This is a genomic window from Endozoicomonas sp. (assembly GCF_051008435.1).
In the GTDB taxonomy this organism is placed as follows: Bacteria; Pseudomonadota; Gammaproteobacteria; order Pseudomonadales; family Endozoicomonadaceae; genus Endozoicomonas_A.
In genome coordinates this window covers 1-19800 of sequence record NZ_JBPCXO010000181.1, presented here as the reverse complement: position 1 = coordinate 19800, position 19800 = coordinate 1, and the positions used below count along the sequence as shown (strand labels likewise).

Below are 19800 nucleotides of genomic sequence, written 5' to 3'. Positions count from 1 at the left end.
GAATCGCAGAGAAGACGATAGAGCTAGAAGTTTTGTTATCGCTTATGAAGAACAGGACGAGCTACTACACTCGGAACACTTAATCTATACATAAAGAATCAAACGCACTTATAACGTGGTGCCCATTATACATGGCTTCAAGCTTTCAGCAACGAGTATAAACCAATCATTCACGGCGGCAACCACTCAATCAACATTCTCTCTAATCAGTAGTAACTTTCCAGCTCGATGGTTTGTACTACTCGCCCCGAATCAGCTTTTACATGAGTTGAAAGGCACAGTGCCCTCCAATTAACCCATTCCTTCTGAACTTCGACTAAATGGGCCGCTTCAGTCTACCCCGGTGGAGTACTTACATGGGCTAGTGGACTTTCCAGCGTGGTGATTCTTTGGTGACCTTTTGGCCAATTCATTCCTGCCACGCTCGATGCTGACAAGTGTTGCCGCCAGCCAGGCTTCAGACTTAAAAGTGTCAACACACTTCTTTAACTCAGGAAACTTACATGGAGGAAGTAGTACCTTAGTTTTCCAAAAAACCGGATAAGAGAGAAAAACTGAGAGGAACAGGAAGGAAAACAGGCAAAAGGACGGTTTTGCAAAACCGGAAAAAGTTGGAAAAACCCTTTATACGTAGCGCAAAACGAGAAAACCCCTGTAGACGACTGTCTACAGGGGTTTCAATATATGGCGGTGGGTGGGGAACCGCCAGCGAACTTTTATGAGAATGGCTAAACGTAGGGCCAGCAAGTCAACGAAGTCTTCATGGCAGCCTCAGCAGTTCGCTTTGGCCTTGTTACAAACCAAGCCAGACAAGGGCTCTAATCAGAATACTTAAAAGTACCGTACTCTGTCACAGATTCACTAAAATATAGGCGCTCTCTGATCTGAATTTCTGGAATGTTCCCAGCTCTGTTGTCGAAGGGCTCAAGGCACTCTCCGGGTATTAAGTATTTATGTTCAGGCTCTGCCCCATCCTTTGTTGTAACATTTGATCTGGAGCAAACAGAATATTTTTCATGCTGACTCATTTCAGGAGTCACTTCAAAATCCGGAGTTTTTTTTTCTCTATCCACCGCTACCCCCTTACTCAACTTAAGGCCAAACTCCAGATCATAAATTTCATCTTTGTCTGCATCACCTGTGGGATCCGAGGATGCAATGATGGTTAAGATCAAGTCTTGATCAATCGTCATATCCACTGGGATCCGTTCGAAAAATGCCGGAGCTTCCGAGTCAACTTTCAGCGTTAACATACTGTAATTTAACCTGGGATCAGCTGCCCCACATTTGCCAACATGTACTGGACGACATAATTGAATCTTGGCTTTACCATCTCTAGGGTCGACAATGTGTAAAGTATGCTTTTCATGGCAAACCTCGCCTTCACCAGGTAATAAAGTTCCCTCCCTAAAAGCTTTAGTGTAAGACTGACGCGCTTCGACAATTTCAACAGGTTTTGCCAGAGTCAAGTGACAACCATCAGCGGCCATCCACGCGCAGCCTTCGGAAATTATCTTATCGCCGCGATCAGATATCTCAAGCCTATCAATGCTAAAAGTCTCAAGCAGCCTTTGGTTAATCTTAGGCATATTGATCATTCCACCAGTAGCAAGACATAAGGCAATCCGGCGCTGATCAATTTTCAGTCCAACGAGGAGCTCATCAATATTGTTCAATCCTTGCTGAACAATAGTTTCACTGATTCGATCAAGATCTCCTCGAGTGATCTCAATCTCAATATCCCTCTTATTTTCATCTTCTAAGTCAAAGTAGTTCTCTACATAGACATAATCGCTGGATTTTTTTGAAAGCTTTATTTTTGTTGCTTCGCACGCGTTAAGCAGCCTTGCATTGGCACCTGGCATCACCTGTGGTAGTTCTGATAAACCATTCGATATCAAGTGTTGTTCACGAACATAACTTAGAAGAGCTTCATCAATGTGATCTCCCCCCACCTGATTATTACCGACATTCATTATCTGAGTAACCCAACCATTGCTAATCAAGCACAGTGTCAGATCAAGAGTACCTCCTCCCCAATCAAAAACCAGAGCAAGCTTATTGTGATATCGCTCAAGCATGTTCTCCAAATTGCCACTCGATCGGAAATGGCCATACAGTGCTGCAAGAGGCTCATGTACAAACTGGGTAATATGAATTCCAGCTTGCATCATCGCATCGCGTAACTCTCTCCTTGCCCTGCCATCCATCGCAACTGGAATAGAGACGACAGCATGGTCAAAATCGCAGCTATCTACTACAGCATGATCAGAGTCAGCTAATGCCTCCTCTTTTAAGCCCTGCATCAGATCTCTAACAATATCTGCAGGCTGATATTCGCGCCCTTCAACGAAGACTCCCCCTTTTCCAAGAAAGGTTTTTGGTGATTTGATCACATTACCAATAACGCCACTACCAACCCCATCGAGCTGAAGCTTAGCACGCTTGCCAACGAGTGGTTCTGCCCCTGTATAGGCCACTACAGATGGATGAGGAAGCCCCTTCCCGTCAACAAAGTATTTTACTTGTCCGCTCAATACCACCGAGATAAGACTATTGGTTGTACCGAAATCAATGCCTACCTTTTGAGCCATTCTATTTGATCCTCAATCTGTTCTATTATGTCTTTGAGTTTGATCTCTACTACATGGGCCTTAGGAGGGTTACGTGAGTTGGCTGTTTCTGCACTTTTCAGATTGACAAGAATATTATCCTCAAGTGTACGACAAACCTTAGAACGAAGCTGCTGCAGTTCATCACGCTGGTGGATCCCCTGATGACTAGCTTTGGTTTTTGTTTGGTCCAGCTGATTCTGTAAGTTTGTAATTGTCTCCTTCAGCGCATCCCTTTCGGCTAGAGCCTGATCCAGTTTTTTATTCAGCTGGCTAATTTCATTTTTCTGGCTATAAATTTTGACACTCAGGTCACGCTTCTCTGCTTTGCTTTGCTCAACATCAGCCCGTAATGCTTGCTGGTAACTTTTCTGGTAGTTGAAAAAGTGAGCAAACGAGTGCTTGTTGGTAGAGCCAACCATATCAGCGATGAAACCAACGGACTTGGACTCACTACAGCTCTCCCCCTTCAAGCTGAAAGCACTCTCGCTAAGCTGCTCAGTCAAACTCTGAAAGGTCACTTTCTTTTTGAGGTATAGCCAAATTGCAGCTATGCACTTCAAATTATTTCTGTTTTTTTCACCAAGTTCCTTAGGTGTGTCTTGGTCGTCGAATCCATCCTTTATTCTATCAATTTGCCCACAAAGGAAATCCAGTTGCCGAGATACGCCGTTATCATCTAGCCAAACCTGAAAAATCGAGGTCTTACCTAGTTTTTTCAAATTGCCAGTATGGCTGACAAGATATTCTATATAAGAAAGCAAATATTCTCGCAGGGTTGGATTCCCTCTCTTTTCGAGCAAAAATTGAGCAAGCTCAAGCGTTATCTTATGGTTCGGGTCTTTATCCAGAGAAAGTTCAAGCAACATATCCCTGTCCTCAACTGTCAAGGGTACAAATGTACCTTTCGTCGAAGTCACTATCTCTGTAAAGGACTCCCTATAGAGCTTGTTCAGCTTCTGTTTGCCATAGAGTGGAAGGATAAAATCTTTCAAGGATGCATGCTTTAATTCTTCTTTCTTAGCCTTGCTCGGAGAGAGCCTTACTGATTCAGCAGTTTTTTTTACCGCTGTAGTGCTGAATTCTGACTTACTGGCTCCTGAATCCTTTGCCGTATTATCAGATACTTCACTCTCAACTGGGGTTTGAGTATCACTCATTTGTCGCTATCCATCAGTTCTGCGGCCCTGGTACCCAGCACCGGATCAAATTTTACTGCTCTGAACACTTGTTCTGCTTTATGGAAATCTTCAACCTCATAAAAATAAACCATCAAAACAAATGCCAACTTAGCACTATCATATCCACTGACTCTGTTCTGTCTTAGTTGCTGCTCAAGCTCTTCTACAACCTCCCTTCGATAGGACTCCCCCTGGGTACAGAATGCAACCAACAACTCAGTGATAACATCAGTTGGAAACCTGGACCAAGTTTCAGCAGATTGATGAACATCCTTGAACCGGCCACTCTGCAAACAACTTACTGCCGACTGCAGTGCAGGGGCTCTTACGAGTGATCCTGGCTCCCCAAATACGTTACGATTAAATTGCATCGCCAAAAGGATTGCTTGAGCCAAAGCACGGTCAATATTTGCCAGCTTATCCTCTGCTTCCCCAAATTTTTCGAGGAATCGCTCGTAGCTCAAGGCCACTTCCGGACTACGATCTTTAACCAACACAGCTGTCAGGTAACAACCCAGCCCACCAGCATAGACATTACCATCAAGCCCATTGGCCTTGATGCTGCAATAGAACCTCTTGAGGTGGTCAGCAGAAAGCTCGTCTGAGTCGAAAATGGAATAAAAGCATTCTTCTACGGCCTGCAGCTCTGTTTCTGGAATAATGTTAAAAACCAAGTCGACGGTGACCGAGTAGGCTTGGTAGAAAAGTTCAAGCCTGCGGCGGCCAACTTGCTGAGCAAGCAACTGCTTTTTCAGTGCATCCGTTGACTCATACTCAACGCCATCCAGCCTGGCCGACTTAGTGTCTTCGAATATCACAGATTCGGGGGATAAAGGCTTATAAAGCACCATCTCTTGGCTACAGGCCTTGCCATCAATAAGAAAGTAAGGCCTCTTGAGAGGATGCGATTTGGCCCGATGGTCTCGCATCAACTCAAGCAAAGAAAATGATTGCTCGCAAACAGGACATAGATACTCGACAGGCTTGAGAGGCCTTTTCTCAAACGGTGATGCAGGCGTGGGTACACTGCCGCCCGAGTTGCCAGGGTCAATATGATCTAGAAATGCCACTTCTGCTCCTGTCGATTATTCGATTTGTTCTTGATATCCCTTAAATTTGTCTTATTGTTCAGCAAATTCCTTTACTGTACATCAGGAAAGTACCACTATTACCGCCTCTAGAACTTAATCCACACACTGGTAACAAGCACTCCCCACTAGATACTTTCCCCTCATTTTTAAGTAATTTATACGACTGCGCTTCTCACAGTCAGCAGAACCAATGTGCGAGCGGAGCAGGATAGTGTTGATTGAGCACTTTTCATACAATGCAGACAAAGCATAGCACGGTTCAACTGACCTCTGCCGGTGACGACTCAATATTGATGGAAAAGCCAATACCCAAGGGATTGAGCGGGAAAATCTGAATTTTAGAACCCGGTTAAAGCGGTTGAATCGGAAAACGATCTACTTCTCACGCTCAGAAGAGTGTGCATGACAAGGTAATTGGAGAGTTCATCAATCGATAACACTTTCAACACCTTTGAGACATGACCAATAATTTAAAAAACAGGCCTCCATCCTTTAAGGACAACAGGTTTGTGCTCATCAAATGTTTTACTTTCCGCTATTATTTCTTTGCATGGTTTGATACGGATTTCAAAAATATTTGGTTCATCGGTCGATGTAAACACAACAGAATCACCTGATTTGGCTCCCCATTTTGAAAAGAGCTTTGTCATGTGTGTAATTCTGTACTCATTTCGAGTACTCTTGGGTGGCGAAAAAGTTTTACCATTGTAGTATATGTAGCGCATCTCCCATTCAACACCATCTGGGTCAATGCAAACTATCCATGCGTCTGGGTTAAACTGTGCATCATCAAGAAGCGGAAAGAAATCCAAAAGCTTCTTGTTTTTTTTCGGTACAACGACACCTGCTTGATGGCCACCAGTTTCACCAGTATCATTTTTGGTGAGAATCTTCTCATATGAAGTTTTCATTTGTCACAACCTTTAACAGGGCTTTCTATCAGAGCGTTGGCTAAATCTTGCTTATCTCGGCTGCTGATTGGTATAGCTATATCACCTAGCTCTCTTTTCCATAAACTTCTTTCAATCATCGTTTCTTCAATTGTCCCTTGGTAGAAAAGTCGATAAATTGTCACAGGGTTATTCTGTCCCCGTCTGTGAGCCCTAGCTGAAGCTTGCATTTCTAAAGCGGGATTCCAGTTTTGAGTATAATGAATGACAATGGTTGCTGCAGTAATATTGAGGCCAGCACCAGCAGCTTTTGGATTGAGAACAAGCACTGCAGCCCCATCAGTGGTCGTAAATTTATCAACTATGGACTGTCTGTCTTGCTGGGGTGTAGAACCATTGATGGCATTCCAATAACTAACCCGTATATTTCTTTCTTCAGAAGCCTTTCTAATTAAGTCCCCACAATGGTTATAAGCTGCAAATACCAAGACCTTTTTATTATTGCTGGTAGCCTCATTCAATAACTGAAGGCACAACTCCATCTTCGGCGTTATCAGTGGGAATTTGGAATCTAGCTGGAGTTCAACATTTTCCTCCCAGCCAGGAGCTAATGGTTTATTAACTCTTAGCCAAGGATGAGCGCAGTAGATTGCCAGCTGTCCGACTGCAACCAGTTGACCTGCCATACCATACTCGGCAATCGTTTCTGCTCTGATCCTTTCATACTCAACTATGCCCGTATCATCAAGTTCAACAGGAATATCAATATCTGTTCGTTGAGGTAAGTCATCGGCGACGTCTTTTACTTGACGTTTCAGAATCACAGCATCAGTAAAAACACTTAGTTCCTCAGCGCCTTCTTCAGTATCAGGATAAATGATTGGAAACGTTTCTTTTTCTCCTAATATACCGGGAACTGCAAGATCAGCTAAAGACCATAAATCTAATAGAGAATTCTCTACCGGGGTTCCTGTAACAGGTATGGTATATTGTCTTGATATCATACTCAGGGCTATGCGGCGTTTTGCGTCCGGGTTTTTTACGGCTTGAGCTTCATCGCAAATTAGATAGCTCCAGTCAACGCCTCTAAATATGGTTATATCATTGACAAGGGTATCGTATGTTGTAATAACCAAATCTGATCGCATCAAATCTTTATAATAGCCTGTGCGATCATTGCCTCGATGCACCTGCAGGGTTAATGAAGGGGCAAACTTATGTACTTCCCGACACCAGTTCGCAATTAATGTTGTAGGACAGATTATGAGAGCTGGTTTATCAGGACATGGTTTGTCCATTAGGAGTACAGCTATTATCTGGAGTGTTTTCCCCAAACCCATTTCATCTGCAAGAATTGCCCCTCCTATAGTCTTCAGAGTATCGTTCAGCCATGCTACTCCATGCTCCTGGTAAGGATACAACGTAGCTTTTAACTCTTCTGTTATAAAGGGGAGATGCATCGAGGCAGATCGAGTGTTAGCCTTCTCAAAAACACTCGGCGCGATACATATTTCAATGCCGTCAGCTCCATTTCTCATCAGAGCCAGGACATCAGGATAGCGAAGGTTCTCTGAATCATTTCCAGAAAGTGCCTTACAAACAAGTTCCGGAGCATCATGAGGCAAAGGTTTTATTCTGGCAGAATCACATATCCAGTTATGTTTATTGCTCAGGCATGGGACAAACTGTAGCTGACCTGATTTACGAATATTTGTTCCAAGGGTGGCTGTATATTTGCCCTCTTTTCTCTCTATGTACAGGACAGAGTCCATAAGCCTTACTGAGAACGGGTAAGGCAACTCTGCTTTATTGAAATGGCGATAGTCGTGCCCCAACTGAGATAAAGAATTATTCATGATTTCATGATTTCCTTTAGCTGATCGGGGGTCAGAGCTGGTTTTTGCTTATGAATAGCTCTGTGACAATTCGGGCAAAGAGGTATGAGATCTTTCTTAGGGTCATAAATTCTGGGTTGCTTTATGTCCGATAGGGGTTCTATATGGTGTACTTCAAGAATAGACGTAAGTTCTGATCCATATACATCTTGGGGTATGAAACCACACACACCGCATCGTTCTCCATGTATTGAAAGACACAACAGACGATTTCTCGGGTTACGTTCTCTTCTTTCTGAGAGAGAAAGAACAATTCCCCCCTCGACTTCCGAAAGATCGCCTTCAGTCTTTACTTCATTATCCACGTAGCCAATTAGTTCAGATATGGAGGCAATCAGGGGAATCATTATTAAATTAATTGTCTCCAGAATTTCAACTGAAGCATGCTGATCGGAAACAACTCTGGTCACTTCGATGCTGAAACTCTGGATTATCTGCCAACTGTGATCATGTCGAGATCCATTGACTTTCAATTTAAACGAACTATCCAGTTGATCCATAAAAGCGTACGCAAGGGCATAATCATCCGGAGTGGCTCTGCTTTGTATATGTTTAATACAGGGAGAGGCATATGCCCCAAACTTAAGAGACACGATATGCCTCTTAAGTCCGGATGGACGAATCGAGAAAACTGGACCATCGTTTCTGTTGTAGTTCTCAAACCAGAAAGATAACCCTTGACGAGCTTCTGATGTATTTTCAACTCCCCGCATTTCCGCGCCGATATTTTTACTGATCTGATCAACTATCGAACGAACTTCAAAGGCATCCATGATTCAAAATCTCTATGACCGTGAAGTAGGCAAGTCGATTGACCTAAGCAACTTTTTCAGGTTTGACGAAACTTCATCCCTTATGTCCTCCCACATGTTCTCAAGCTCCGGATCTTTGTTTTTGTGCTCAGCTGCAGCTAATGCCCACAGTAAAAGGTCCAAGCCTTCGACAGATACTCCTGTTTTTGTTTGGCTATATACTTTCGTATAGAAGTCATGCTGTTTATTTATATGTACGCCTGTCGAATAGTTTTCATCAGTTTTACTTGTAAGGCATGGTTCCCAGAGGGCTCCGCTAGGTATTCCTTCTACAGGAGTTACAAAGAGGCTTTCAGGGTTAACATTGCTTTCAACAGGTGTCAGTATTTTAATGCTTTGTCCTTTATTATTGGACACAACAGCTGCCTGGGCATTTTCATCTACAGACTCAACTATTGCCTGCAAAGTGTTTTTAGTCTCAGAGATAGTCTTGTTAGAGTCTCCATGTGATATGCCGTCAGACACCTTTATTGCCTGCTTACGACGATACCTTCGGTCAGCCTCTTTATGTGCTGGGCCTAATAATACCTCAAGCGCCTCCTCTAGTGCTGGGTCTAACAAAATTCTGCTTTTTTTAACGTCGACCCGGAATGCCTCATCCAGCTCATGGTCAAAGTCAAACTCAATTCTCAGCAAAGACCAGTGTGGGTCATCTGAACGCCATATGCCAAGGTAGCCTCCGTGATGAATGACTCTGCCTTCTCTATGAATATAAAAACCCTGCCCACGGTTAGAGATTTTAGCGTGCTTTTTATTTTCCTCCTTTGTCATGTCTTTTGAGTGTGGAAGAATCCAAGCCTTCACAGTGGCATTGTGAACAGTTCCATCTTCTCGTTGTATAGGAAGAACTGTTAACTTTTTCGGGAGGACTTGTTCAGACTTCTCTGGATAGAAAGGATTCCAGTGTTCGACTTTTATGCCGTTTACAGAGATATCCACTGTGCGATGCTCTGTATCTTCAGGATTCAGGAACTTGTGGAAAATCAGTGCGCAGTGCTCGATTAATTTTGACCTTCTTGTCTTTATTGCATTTTGTTCTCTCGTGCCTCCTGGCTCTTCATATACTTTACTTAAAAGCCGATCGCATCGTGACCAGATAACTAGAGTCCCTTTTTCACCACAAAGCTCCTCAAAAATATCCTGTTCATCTTCTGATACTGGTTCCTCAAGCATTTCCCACGCATTCACACTTGCAACGTGTTCAAGATCCCATGTGAGCTTTAGAAGAGGAGCTGTGTTGTTGGTACGTGAAATTAAAGAGTAGTTGAGGCAGACAGAGCTTGAGGCCGTTTTCAGACCAAGACCAAACTTACCAAGAGATGCTAGATCTTCTCTAATTTTTGCACCATATTTCATGGCGTTATGAAGGCCTTCTGCGTCCATACCATGACCATTATCGCCAAAATATACGAACTTGCGCCCATCACTTGTGAGATCAATGCTGATATTGATATTCTCAGCCATGGCCGCTATCGAATTATCAATGATATCCGCAGCTGCAGTGTAAAAGTCATAACCAGTATCCCGCAAACCATGTATGAGTCGCGATGGATCTGGTTCGTTGACCATACTTTTCTCTTTGAATTTTGTCATGGGATTGACTTAACCCTTAAATGTTAAAGCCACTTTATCAGTGATCCATGGTATCACGACAATTTGCAAGAAATTAGCATTCAAGTACTTACATCATGAAATACCTGTAGCGGTTAACCTGCAGAATACTGCATGAAAAAGAAGAAGAGAAAGATGGTTTTTCGTTATAATTCAGCTAATTACATTGACTATAACGACCAAATCCCCCGTAACAGATTGCACCTCCAACACCCACTTTCTACATTGCAAACCACGACGAGTTCAGGCCTATTTTACTGGAGGCGACATCATCTCCTATGCCGGGGGATTTGTGCTCTGACAGCTTGATAGGAAACTCCAGTTATCTAAAGCTCTTACCAAGATCATCAATGATCCGAGAGACCTTAACCGAAGATTTTAAGCTGGGGTGAGCGGAGCAACGTCAGTTACATAGAGGGTATTGACACAAAGAGTCGGATAAAATGCGTTCTCGCTCGATGTTCGGCATCGGGCTGCCATGAGGCTCAAGGAAACCGGAGCGAAACAGCGTTGTCACCAACCTGAAGGGTTCCACTCAATGGCTATACGACAGATGTTACTGTATGCACGGTGACATGGAAAACCGGATAAAGTAGAGCAGCAGTGGCTATTCTCTGACCACTCTAGTTGCCATAAATGGTGTTACTCCTGTCTGGCATGGACTATGTACTGCTGTAGTACAAAAGAAGGGGTTACCTCAAGCACACAAAATTTGCCCGTGCCCGGATGCCGTCACTGTGTAACCAGCTGTTGAAAATAGGTATTGTGATTATCCGCAACACTCGTCGGATCAGAATCCTCATGGACAGTAGCTTTCCCGTTCAAAAGCTATTTTTGGAGCTAGCGAAGAAGCTGGCTCCAAGATAACGAGGGATATGCTACTCCCGACACGGAGTAAACAATGGGATAAAGGGAAGTTATGTCTGAGTTATGGAAAACGACCTTTGAAGGCTGAAAGCCACCCCAGTGACCGCCTGACAGAAACTGATGGACTAAAAATCATCGGTTCAGCCATGGTGATGCAATATGCGGGTCAGAGTGAAGCAATCCAAAAGGAAAAACTGTCTACGTAAAAATTTAAGACTGGTATGATCATATACCCAAAGGATTTGAAGATGTGAAGTCGTTGGCTACTCTCGCTCACCCCGATCACATACTCTGTGTAGGCTCACGGGGATTCATTCGGTTGCCGCCTACTCACATCTTCAAATCCTTTGGGTATATCAGTAAAATTTATCCCTATGGTTAAAAATGTCCAAGTTCTCCACGGTAGATCTACAACACTGGCTTCAATCTATAGGCAATAGTCAGTGGCACTGGTTTATTAAACGACTTTCCTGCAACGATACCGGCCAGACGGGAGGTCATCAGGTTGGTGTTTATCTGCCAAATCAGGCTGCATTCCAGCTGTTTCCAGCTCTTGATGACAAAATCACCAAAAACCCTGATGCCTTCCTGGAAGCTTGTATTGAATCTCATAACAGGCCACAACATGAAGTCAGAAGCATTTACTACAACACAAAGCACTCTGAACAAAAAAGCAACGGCAGGGATGAATGCCGTATCACACGCTGGAAATCCGCAGATCCCGGGAGTCCCTTACAGGATGTAGCTAATACTGGTGCTCTCACTCTCTTTGCTTTCAAAGCTCCTGAAAATAATGTGCCATGCAACCTTGTTCGGGTCTGGGTTTGCAGAAATGCCGAAGAAGAAGATTTTCTGGAAGATATTGTTGGCCATGTATATCCGGGAGAAAGCCTGTACCTCTCAGGTCTGGAAGCATCCGGGGGTATACCAGCACTCCCGGAAACAACCATTATCAAAAAGCTTGAGATCCCTGAAGCCTGGAAAGACAACTTTCCCAGTGGTTCTGAGATCGTCAACTTCACATTCCAGCTGAACAGGGAACTTATCAAGGACCAACCTGATAAACGCTTGCTAAAACGACGGGAGCTGGAGTTCAAGCTTTTCAGAATGATTGAGGACAGTCACCTGTTACCTAAAATTGGCGAGGGTTTTTCAACAGTTGATGATTTCATCAAACTTGCTAATTCGGTGAGCAATCGAAGAAAGTCACGCGGAGGACGCTCTCTGGAGTTACATCTGGAGCAAATTTTCAGGGAGGAAGGGCTTGACTCCTTTGCAACTCAAGCCGTGACAGAGGGAAACAAGAAACCCGACTTTTTATTCCCGTCAGAAGAGGATTACCACAATCCGGACTATCCCTCTGACAAGTTGAGAATGCTAGCTGTAAAAACCACTTGCAAGGACCGTTGGCGGCAGATTCTCAACGAGGCGCACCGTATCGATCAGTGTCATCTGATCACCCTACAAGAAGGTGTTTCTGAAAACCAGTTCAGGGAAATGCAATCAGAAGGCGTTGTACTGGTGGTGCCTCAAAAATTGAAAGAGAAGTATCCAAAATCCATCAGGGAACAATTGTTGAGCCTTGAAGATTTCATTATGGAAATAAAAGCGCTCTATGAAGAGTGAGTTCAAACACCGGTCAGTTCCACGTACTGGTTGCCCACCAGCAGCCAGTTCTCAACCAGCTCTGTCAACTGATCAAAGGGGAGACGAGTTTTTCCCTTAAGAGCACACTCCCACAGGATCATGACACGCCACCCCTGATCCTGAAGCGCTTGTACATTCCGGACATCTCTTTCCCTGTTACACCCGATTTTTTCTCTCCAGAACTCAGGACGGCTGGAAGGCCACTTGAACAGGTGACAATTGTGGCCATGCCAGAAGCAACCATTAATTTGGATAACTGCTCGGTATTTGGGAAATACCAGATCAGGTTTGCCCGGCAGATCCCGGGCATGCAAGCGAAAACGGAAGCCCCGGGCATGAAGGGCTTTTCGGATCAGAATTTCAGGTTTGGTGTCCTTGCTTCGGATACCCGACATCATTCGACTGCGGGTATCTTGGGAGACAATATCCATAACAGGGGAAAGCCATTCAGACGCCTTCAGCTTGCAGTAATTCTTGCTGGATGACAGGCTCGTTTACATGAAGCGTCTTTCTGGGCTTCATCTCGGCTTTTCTCTTCGCTTCAATAATGCGATCTTTCATCAGCCGGGCAACCGCCGAGAAAACAGGAACCACAACCGAGTTACCAAATTGTCGATAAGCCTGGGTATCCGACACAGGTATCCGGAAGTCTTGTCCACCGGGCTTTTCAAAACCCATTAACCGGGCACATTCCCTCGGCGTCAGTCGACGTGGCCTTTGGTCCTGGTTCTTGCTGTTCCAGAATTCTTTTTCACCTAGGGCCTTGTCCCACCCCCTGTCGATCAGAATCTCGGAGCCATCCTTGTGATAACGTGCTGACAGGGTCCTGGCAACCGCATCAGGCTGTGTAGGGTCCACCAAGCCATATCCAAAACCATTACCCCTGGCCTGATGCTTTTTGGCATATTCATAGAGGTATTCCCAAAGGCGTGGCGTCAGTATGTATTTGTCATCGACTTCCTTGTCCAGCAATTCCGAAAAGGCTATCCGGCTTTCAGGAAGTTCCTTTTCAATATCCTTCAGGGTAAAGCCCTTGTGGACATTCAGATCTTTTCTGAAGCCCACCAGCACAATTCGCTCACGATGCTGAGGGATAAAGTGTTTGCCATCGATAATCTTTGGATCTCTGGAACTCATATCCTCTATATCAGCGACCCAGTAACCCAGCTCATCCAGCGTTTCCGCAATGACCTGAAAGGTTCTTCCCTTGTCATGACTCTTAAGGTTCTTGACGTTTTCCAGGACAAAGGCAGCAGGCTGTTTGACTTCGATAATTCGGGCCACATCAAAAAACAAAGTTCCCTGAGTTTTGCACTCAAAACCGTGAGCACGGCCCAGCGCATTTTTCTTGGACACGCCTGCAAGGGAAAAAGGCTGACAAGGAAAGCCAGCCAACAGTACATCGTGATCGGGTACATGACTGTCGACATAGGCAGCAACAGAGTCATCCAGTTCCGGGTGAGTTCCACTCAGGGTGACTTCACGAATATCAGAATTGAACGTGTGTTTATCAGAATCACTGAAATAGTTCGCCTTATAGGTCTGAACGGCGTACTTGTTCCACTCACTGGTAAAGACACATTCTCCACCAATCTCTTCAAAGCCTCTGCGTATTCCTCCGATACCTGCAAACAGATCTATAAATTTAAAGGAAGACTCTTCCTTCCTTTCAGGTGCAGGGGGTAGCAGACCTACCAGTGTATGACGCTCTCCGTCATCCAGACTGGGACCATTTTCCAGCTTCAGCCATTTGGTGATTTCAGAATGGTGTTTACTCAGCTTTTCGGCTACGTTTTTCTTTCCCCATATATCAACAGTTTTATTCAACAATTCTTTGTTGCTTAAGTTCATGTAAGTGGCAGTCTCGCTGGGTATTTTATGCTGTTCAGAGTCACATAAATGACCCAGAGACTCAAGAGGTATTTCCCGCGCGTGACTGACCAACATGCAGGACAGGAGGCACAACTGAAGCACTCTGGAGAGAAGTTTTGAACCACTGACAAAACGGAACATGAAAAGCGGATATACCTGCCTGATGTTTTAGTTCGAGGAATAAACTTAGTCAGATATGCTCAACAAGGCCAGGCAGAAGACTCAAAGACAATAGTGCAGTATCAACAGGCTCGATTCGATCAATCACCTCTCCAGCCCCTCGAAACACTGTCTTGTGAGAAGGGTCTTGCCAAAACACTGAAAGACAACCACCATCACCGGCGTCGTGACAGCGCGCTATGATGATATTATTGAAATAAACATCCCAGCTGGCAGCAACGCCTTTCGGGGTTTCCATTTCCTTGACATTTTCAGCTCTGTATCCCTGCTCTGTCAGCTGTTTCGCTACCCTGCCAAAATCTATCATGCCTGTACTCCTTGCTATATAAGGGCTTGATATAAACAGCTTAACTCCAGACCGGCCTTTATCAAGTGCTGTTAAACAGATGCTTCGTAAAAAGGCAGATCCCCGGCAATGCCCACAACCTCTCCGTTTCTGATAATGACTTTTTGACCAGGATTCGAGGGTTCCCCCTTGACTGTTACGACAGTTCCGTCTCTTAAGGCCGCACTGCTGGTACCATTGCTATGGTTCGCAGTAATGGTGACTATGACTTTACTCCCTTCAGGGATCAGTGATTTAAACTGCTGCCAGATGTTAGTAGTGGCCATAAGTCCTTCCTTGTTTTATTTCCCTTAACCACAAAAAAAGGCAACACCCGAAGGTATTGCCTTTTTAGCTTCATATAATATGAAGCTAGCAAGCTACATCAGGTGCAGCCCAGTCCTTACAGAGGACGAATATCTTCTGCCTGAGGACCTTTCTGGCCCTGGGTCACTCGAAATTCAACCTGCTGGCCTTCAGTCAGCGTCTTGAAGCCGTCGCCAACGATCTGACGGAAATGGGCAAACACGTCAGGACCATTTTCCTGAGCGATGAAACCAAAACCTTTCTCTTCGTTGAACCACTTAACAGTACCGGTAGTAGTAGACATAATCATATCCTGAATCTTGTAACATAAAATTGCCTTGTCGTGCTTTTCAACAAGATAAGGCGGTAGAGCTAGAAGTTTTGTTATTGCTTATGGAAGAATATGGCGAGCTACTACACTCGGAACATCAAATCTATACATAAAGAATCAAACACACTTGTAACGTGGTGCCCATTTTACATGGCTTCGAGCTTTCAACAACGAGTATAAACCAATCATTAACGACGGCAACCACTGAGTCAACATCAGCTCCGTTAGTAGTGCCTTTCCAGTTCGATGGTTTGTACCACTCGCCCGGAAGCAGCCTTTACGCTTGTTGAAAGACACAACGCCCTCCAACTACCCGTATCCTCCTGAACCTCGACTAAATGACCTGATTCTATCAACCCGGGGGCAGTATTCGTATCCGTCAGTGGCATCTCTAATGTAGTGATACTTTGATGGCCCCCTTTCGCCAGTTCATTCCTACCTCGTTCGGTATTCACCTGAGTCTCAGTTAGCCAGTCTTCCAGAATATCCGGAGCAGGATAATCACCTGCAGTGCCCTGACGTTTGACGTTGACCGCAACACCGGTATGTATGCCTGACACATAGACGGCATTGTATTGCGGTTCTGGTCGCCAATTGGCGCTGAGGTGAATGACCATGCTGGCCGGTATGATCTTGTCCATGGTGGCACTCCCCCAGTTCCAGGGACTGGCCGGATAACGGGGTTTAATGTTCAGCTGATCAGCATCCCGGGAAGGGATAACAACAGCACCGGCTGTGCTGGCCAGTCGTGCGATGACGGTCATCGCCGTTTCACTCTGGTAGCTAAAGCTGCCCCCGGGGATAATCCAGTCGGGTGTGCTGTAGTCATCCAGCTCCGGATAGAGTGCCGTGAAACCAGTGTTGGCCAGTTCTTCAGTGATCGCCTGTTTTGCATTGACGCTGCTGCTGTTAGACTTGCTGCGTTGCGGTGCATAGGGGGCTGCAAGGAGTTGTGTACGGCTGGTTCCGTATATTGTGTACTGCTCCTTTCCGAACACTCGGGAGCCGGTATATCGTTCAATAATGAAGACCCACTTCCAGCCATTGATGTCAACTTCTATCTGCTTGGGGCCGTCCTGATCGGGCTCCACTAATGCCAGGCTACTGGCCCCCCAAAGTTCCCCACTGAGACTCCAGCTGAAGCTGTCGATGTCGAGGCTGATGTCCATATTGCTCAGCTCTATCGGTGTTCTGTCGGGCAAAGTCACCACACTGATTGTATTCATAAGCAGATAGCTCTCCCTGATCTCTGGCTGGTCGGGTTGGGGCTTTTCGATGACATCGATTTCACCACCATAGTCACTGGTGACCTTGTCATCCCTGGTTTTTCTTCCTGGTCCCCAGGGGATGATGACGGGTTCATCCTGATGTTGGTTGCTACTGAAGGCTGATTGCTGCAGTGAGTCTCTCGGTTGAATGGCTCGATTGGGCGTACTCTTGCCCAGGTTAAAATACACAGCTGGGGTGATCACGGGTGAGTACCGTCGGGCCAGAAAACTGAAGTTCAACAGTGAGGGGGCAGGGATCAGGTAGCCGCTGAGAATGACCTGATGTGGAAGGCCGTATTCATCACTGCGATCAAAACGTTCCGTATTCTCCCGATCCTTTTGCGTACCTTGCTGCCACTGCTCAGAACTTCGCTGTTCTTTTTTCTGAATACTCTGATCCCTGGACTCATTGATATTGATTTCTTTCGCGGGTGGCTGCTGCCAGGGAGCCTGCTGCTGACTCTGGCAACCACTGGCGCTTACATGACTGATCCTGGCGGATTCCTCCAATTCAGGCACCCTCCCCCAAAACAGCCCAAGGGCCGGGACTTCCAGGATGTTGGCCTGATGACTACTTTGCTGAACACTGGCCTGAACAGTCATTGAATGCTGAAACGGCCCCCGGGCAGATACCTGGTAGGCGGTTCCTGTCTGCCACTGACTCTGGCAGGCTCGCACGACAGTCGGCGGAGGAATAAAGGCATAAGTAGGCTGTGGATAAAACTGGAAGCTGGAGGCAGGTTGATAAGCCTCCCGGGTAAAATTGAAGTCTTGAGAGTCTGAAGGGAAATAAGCCACTTAACTCTCCGGTACAATCTCAGGCGTCACAGGTCCATGAGCCAGGGGCCGGGTGTAAGGTTTGGCCCTGAACTGTGCTGTACCGATGGTTTGAAGACTGTCATCAAACCACCAGGTGGGTTCGGTGCTGTCACCCGTACCGGCCACAGTGCAGAGATAGACATAGCCCTGGAAATTTGCAGGTCGGATCACATCCCCCACTTCATACACTGTATCGGCCTGCCAGACCTCACCATAGTCGTCCATGGCCACCACAATCACGGCACCTTCATAGGGGCTGGTGTCCAGGGAATAACTACCACTCGAGCTGTCGCTGAGCACACTGTTCAGAACAGCATGCCGGGTTTCCTGGCTACCCTCGATTTCCAGCTGCGCCTGGGTGATTGCAAAGACCCAGCGAGCCACAGGCTGATCATCCTCCATGACCGCGCCCTGGATTCGGGTGGTATTACCGTTTCCAGGGATGATGATGCCACCACCACTGCCTGAAGAAGGCGGACTATTGGTGTCGCTCCAAATGACAGTCGTGTCGTCTGTATTAGTCCAGGTCAGTTCACTGCTGACGTTTTGACGACTGGTGGTTATTTTCAGCGGATTGTTACTGTCTTCAAAGTCCCAGTGCCATACGGTTACATAGGGACTGCCCGAGGTAGTAGGGGGAATGGCTGTTGTGTTGTATTGATTCATCAGCGTGGCTTTAAGAACCAGCAGCCCTTTGGCGTTACCTAACGATGTCCCATCTCCTCCCAAAATAGTCCTGAAGTAGGTGGCGTAGATATACATATTTCTATGATGATAGAGGGTGCCAGTATCAACCGACTGTGTCACTCCGTTAATCTTGATCACCGTGCGTTCAAGGAATGAATTTCTACTGGGATTGATCGTTACCACCAGTTCGAACAGTTCGTCAAAAGGGATAGCGTTCACACTATAGGTTCGAACTCCCAGTCCCCCGTACTGGGTTCCGAATACTTTGATGACTCCATTCTCAATGTAAATATCCAGAATATAGGTTGAGCCCTGAGAAGAACCACTAGAAACAGTGCGCAATAGGGGGACTTTCTGATCAGACTGACTGGAGTCCACTTGAAGCAGGGCATAAAAGTAAAAGTCTTTGGTTGAGTAAAGGCCGTCATTATTATTGGCATTAACTTCCGGACTCTCCAGCCGTCCAAGGATATTCTCTTTAGAAAACCATATGCCTGCCATCAGTCCGCATCCCCCCGAATCTGCAGTGTGAACTGGTCACTGGTTTCAGTGCCCTGTCCGGCTAGCACCGTTCTGCAAATCCACACCGGAGCCAGGCAGCCATCGGTGTTGAACCGGATTGCATTGCCTATCGCCCAGCCAGTCCCCCAACCTTCAGCCTTGATAGTGAAGTAAGGCGTACCGGTTTCCGGATTGATAGGCGCAGCATCGGCAGCGGTAGTCGCTGTATCAATAATGCCGAGCTTCTCTTCCACGATCTGGAAGGCAGTACCGGAGGTAAAAATAATCGCCCACTGGCCGAAGATGGCTCCCTTGTTGGCCACTTCCAGTGGATAGTTGATGGTGTTGTACTGGGCGGTGGTGTTATCGCCGATGCGCTCATCTGTCCAGTTGGGATTGCCTCCGTCCCAAACTTTCTGACTGAAGAAATGATGGACCCTGGACTGCAGATCACCATAAACCACGGCACTGCTGATGAGCGTGGTGCTGGCCGGTAAATCCCAGGGCACCGGTGCAATGATGGTGATCTCGCCATTGATCTGTACATCGCTGGCCACACTCATATGCTCGACCCGGTCCTTGATGCTCAGGGGGGCAGTCAGACTGTTACTGTCCGCGTCCTGGAGCAACAGTGGATCGGCAAAGGTGACCGTACCCGCTTCACGGTCTGTGGAGTACTGTGATGGATCCAGAGCCTGGCCCTGGTTGTCCTCCACAGTGATCTCGGCCTGGTGATCCCGGTTCAGGGTGATGACCTGTCCAGCGGTGGGCGTTGCGACATCCGTACTTTGAGTGTGACTGATCACCACAATATCGCCCGGGCGGTAAATCGGCACCTGGCCATTGGGTGGCAGACGTACCGGATCCAGACCGATCAGCTCAGCATCCAGGGGCAGGCTGGTTTC

Annotated in this window: 17 protein-coding genes and 1 pseudogene; 3 read left to right on the top strand and 15 right to left on the bottom strand. The window is 46.2% G+C overall.

From position 1 onward, the window contains the following. Nucleotides 1-818 precede the first annotated feature (818 nt). The 3 genes from ACR2PX_RS08935 to ACR2PX_RS08925 are packed head-to-tail and all read right to left on the bottom strand — an operon-like array spanning nucleotide 819 to nucleotide 4863. A complete protein-coding gene (locus ACR2PX_RS08935; RefSeq protein ID WP_433999011.1) occupies nucleotides 819-2594 on the bottom strand; it encodes an Hsp70 family protein in 1776 nt (591 codons plus the stop codon). Beyond that, the gene (locus ACR2PX_RS08930; RefSeq protein ID WP_433999010.1) at nucleotides 2579-3772 is read right to left on the bottom strand and encodes a hypothetical protein; all 1194 of its coding nucleotides are present in this window, start codon (nucleotides 3770-3772) and stop codon (nucleotides 2579-2581) included. The genes ACR2PX_RS08935 and ACR2PX_RS08930 overlap by 16 nt, the downstream gene beginning before the upstream one ends. Further along, on the bottom strand, nucleotides 3769-4863 hold the full coding sequence (locus ACR2PX_RS08925; RefSeq protein ID WP_433999009.1) for a hypothetical protein: 1095 nt from the start codon (nucleotides 4861-4863) through the stop codon (nucleotides 3769-3771). The genes ACR2PX_RS08930 and ACR2PX_RS08925 overlap by 4 nt, the downstream gene beginning before the upstream one ends. A 307-nt stretch (nucleotides 4864-5170) precedes the next feature. Between ACR2PX_RS08925 and ACR2PX_RS08920 the strand changes: the two are divergent. Beyond that, nucleotides 5171-5321 (top strand): annotated as a pseudogene (locus tag ACR2PX_RS08920) (IS1 family transposase); the annotation flags it as partial. Nucleotides 5322-5354: 33 nt separating this feature from the next. Here ACR2PX_RS08920 and ACR2PX_RS08915 read toward each other — a convergent pair. Genes ACR2PX_RS08915 through ACR2PX_RS08900 form a run of 4 tightly spaced genes read right to left on the bottom strand, consistent with a single transcriptional unit; the run spans nucleotide 5355 to nucleotide 10074 of the window. Further along, on the bottom strand, nucleotides 5355-5795 hold the full coding sequence (locus tag ACR2PX_RS08915) for an EcoRII N-terminal effector-binding domain-containing protein (protein ID WP_433999008.1): 441 nt from the start codon (nucleotides 5793-5795) through the stop codon (nucleotides 5355-5357). Continuing rightward, the gene (locus tag ACR2PX_RS08910; RefSeq protein WP_433999007.1) at nucleotides 5792-7630 is read right to left on the bottom strand and encodes a DEAD/DEAH box helicase; all 1839 of its coding nucleotides are present in this window, start codon (nucleotides 7628-7630) and stop codon (nucleotides 5792-5794) included. The genes ACR2PX_RS08915 and ACR2PX_RS08910 overlap by 4 nt, the downstream gene beginning before the upstream one ends. Then, nucleotides 7627-8442, bottom strand: coding sequence for an HNH endonuclease (locus ACR2PX_RS08905; RefSeq protein WP_433999006.1), 816 nt, complete (start codon nucleotides 8440-8442; stop codon nucleotides 7627-7629). The genes ACR2PX_RS08910 and ACR2PX_RS08905 overlap by 4 nt, the downstream gene beginning before the upstream one ends. Nucleotides 8443-8454: 12 nt before the next feature. Continuing rightward, the gene (locus ACR2PX_RS08900; protein ID WP_433999005.1) at nucleotides 8455-10074 is read right to left on the bottom strand and encodes an ATP-binding protein; all 1620 of its coding nucleotides are present in this window, start codon (nucleotides 10072-10074) and stop codon (nucleotides 8455-8457) included. 962 nt (nucleotides 10075-11036) lie between these two features. Between ACR2PX_RS08900 and ACR2PX_RS08895 the strand changes: the two genes are divergently transcribed. After that, entirely contained in the window at nucleotides 11037-11165 is a 129-nt protein-coding gene (locus tag ACR2PX_RS08895) for a hypothetical protein (protein ID WP_433999004.1), read from the top strand. 178 nt (nucleotides 11166-11343) lie between these two features. Further along, on the top strand, nucleotides 11344-12585 hold the full coding sequence (locus ACR2PX_RS08890) for a type II restriction endonuclease (RefSeq protein ID WP_433999003.1): 1242 nt from the start codon (nucleotides 11344-11346) through the stop codon (nucleotides 12583-12585). Nucleotides 12586-12587: 2 nt separating this feature from the next. On the opposite strand, the gene ACR2PX_RS08885 is transcribed toward ACR2PX_RS08890, so the two are convergent. The 8 genes from ACR2PX_RS08885 to ACR2PX_RS08850 all read right to left on the bottom strand — a co-directional run. Beyond that, nucleotides 12588-13037 carry a very short patch repair endonuclease gene (locus ACR2PX_RS08885; protein ID WP_433999002.1) on the bottom strand — a complete coding sequence of 150 codons (450 nt, stop codon included), beginning with the start codon at nucleotides 13035-13037 and terminating at the stop codon, nucleotides 12588-12590. 16 nt (nucleotides 13038-13053) lie between these two features. Next, entirely contained in the window at nucleotides 13054-14619 is a 1566-nt protein-coding gene (gene dcm / locus ACR2PX_RS08880) for a DNA (cytosine-5-)-methyltransferase (RefSeq protein ID WP_433999001.1), read from the bottom strand. A gap of 49 nt (nucleotides 14620-14668) precedes the next feature. Further along, on the bottom strand, nucleotides 14669-14965 hold the full coding sequence (locus ACR2PX_RS08875) for a hypothetical protein (protein WP_433999000.1): 297 nt from the start codon (nucleotides 14963-14965) through the stop codon (nucleotides 14669-14671). A gap of 71 nt (nucleotides 14966-15036) precedes the next feature. Continuing rightward, nucleotides 15037-15270, bottom strand: a complete 234-nt coding sequence (locus tag ACR2PX_RS08870) for a hypothetical protein (protein ID WP_433998999.1) — start codon at nucleotides 15268-15270, stop codon at nucleotides 15037-15039. A gap of 116 nt (nucleotides 15271-15386) precedes the next feature. Next, entirely contained in the window at nucleotides 15387-15593 is a 207-nt protein-coding gene (locus tag ACR2PX_RS08865) for a cold-shock protein (protein WP_257275284.1), read from the bottom strand. Between the two features lie 251 nt (nucleotides 15594-15844). Beyond that, nucleotides 15845-17686: a hypothetical protein gene (locus tag ACR2PX_RS08860; RefSeq protein WP_433998998.1), complete on the bottom strand. Its 1842-nt coding sequence runs from the start codon at nucleotides 17684-17686 to the stop codon at nucleotides 15845-15847. Then, nucleotides 17687-18895 carry a hypothetical protein gene (locus ACR2PX_RS08855; RefSeq protein WP_433998997.1) on the bottom strand — a complete coding sequence of 403 codons (1209 nt, stop codon included), beginning with the start codon at nucleotides 18893-18895 and terminating at the stop codon, nucleotides 17687-17689. Then, nucleotides 18895-19800: hypothetical protein (locus tag ACR2PX_RS08850; RefSeq protein ID WP_433998996.1), on the bottom strand; the 906-nt coding region annotated here is incomplete at its 5' end. The genes ACR2PX_RS08855 and ACR2PX_RS08850, both read right to left, overlap by 1 nt.

Excerpts from the sequence above, each read along its gene's own strand:
- ACR2PX_RS08935 (WP_433999011.1), bottom strand. The coding sequence starts at position 2,594 with ATGGCTCAAAAGGTAGGCATTGATTTCGGTACAACCAATAGTCTTATC.
- ACR2PX_RS08930 (WP_433999010.1), bottom strand. The coding sequence starts at position 3,772 with ATGAGTGATACTCAAACCCCAGTTGAGAGTGAAGTATCTGATAATACG.
- ACR2PX_RS08915 (WP_433999008.1), bottom strand. The coding sequence starts at position 5,795 with ATGAAAACTTCATATGAGAAGATTCTCACCAAAAATGATACTGGTGAA.
- ACR2PX_RS08910 (WP_433999007.1), bottom strand. The coding sequence starts at position 7,630 with ATGAATAATTCTTTATCTCAGTTGGGGCACGACTATCGCCATTTCAAT.
- ACR2PX_RS08905 (WP_433999006.1), bottom strand. The coding sequence starts at position 8,442 with ATGGATGCCTTTGAAGTTCGTTCGATAGTTGATCAGATCAGTAAAAAT.
- ACR2PX_RS08900 (WP_433999005.1), bottom strand. The coding sequence starts at position 10,074 with ATGACAAAATTCAAAGAGAAAAGTATGGTCAACGAACCAGATCCATCG.
- ACR2PX_RS08890 (WP_433999003.1), top strand. The coding sequence starts at position 11,344 with ATGTCCAAGTTCTCCACGGTAGATCTACAACACTGGCTTCAATCTATA.
- ACR2PX_RS08885 (WP_433999002.1), bottom strand. The coding sequence starts at position 13,037 with ATGGATATTGTCTCCCAAGATACCCGCAGTCGAATGATGTCGGGTATC.
- dcm (WP_433999001.1), bottom strand. The coding sequence starts at position 14,619 with ATGTTCCGTTTTGTCAGTGGTTCAAAACTTCTCTCCAGAGTGCTTCAG.
- ACR2PX_RS08875 (WP_433999000.1), bottom strand. The coding sequence starts at position 14,965 with ATGATAGATTTTGGCAGGGTAGCGAAACAGCTGACAGAGCAGGGATAC.
- ACR2PX_RS08870 (WP_433998999.1), bottom strand. The coding sequence starts at position 15,270 with ATGGCCACTACTAACATCTGGCAGCAGTTTAAATCACTGATCCCTGAA.
- ACR2PX_RS08865 (WP_257275284.1), bottom strand. The coding sequence starts at position 15,593 with ATGTCTACTACTACCGGTACTGTTAAGTGGTTCAACGAAGAGAAAGGT.
- ACR2PX_RS08855 (WP_433998997.1), bottom strand. The coding sequence starts at position 18,895 with ATGGCAGGCATATGGTTTTCTAAAGAGAATATCCTTGGACGGCTGGAG.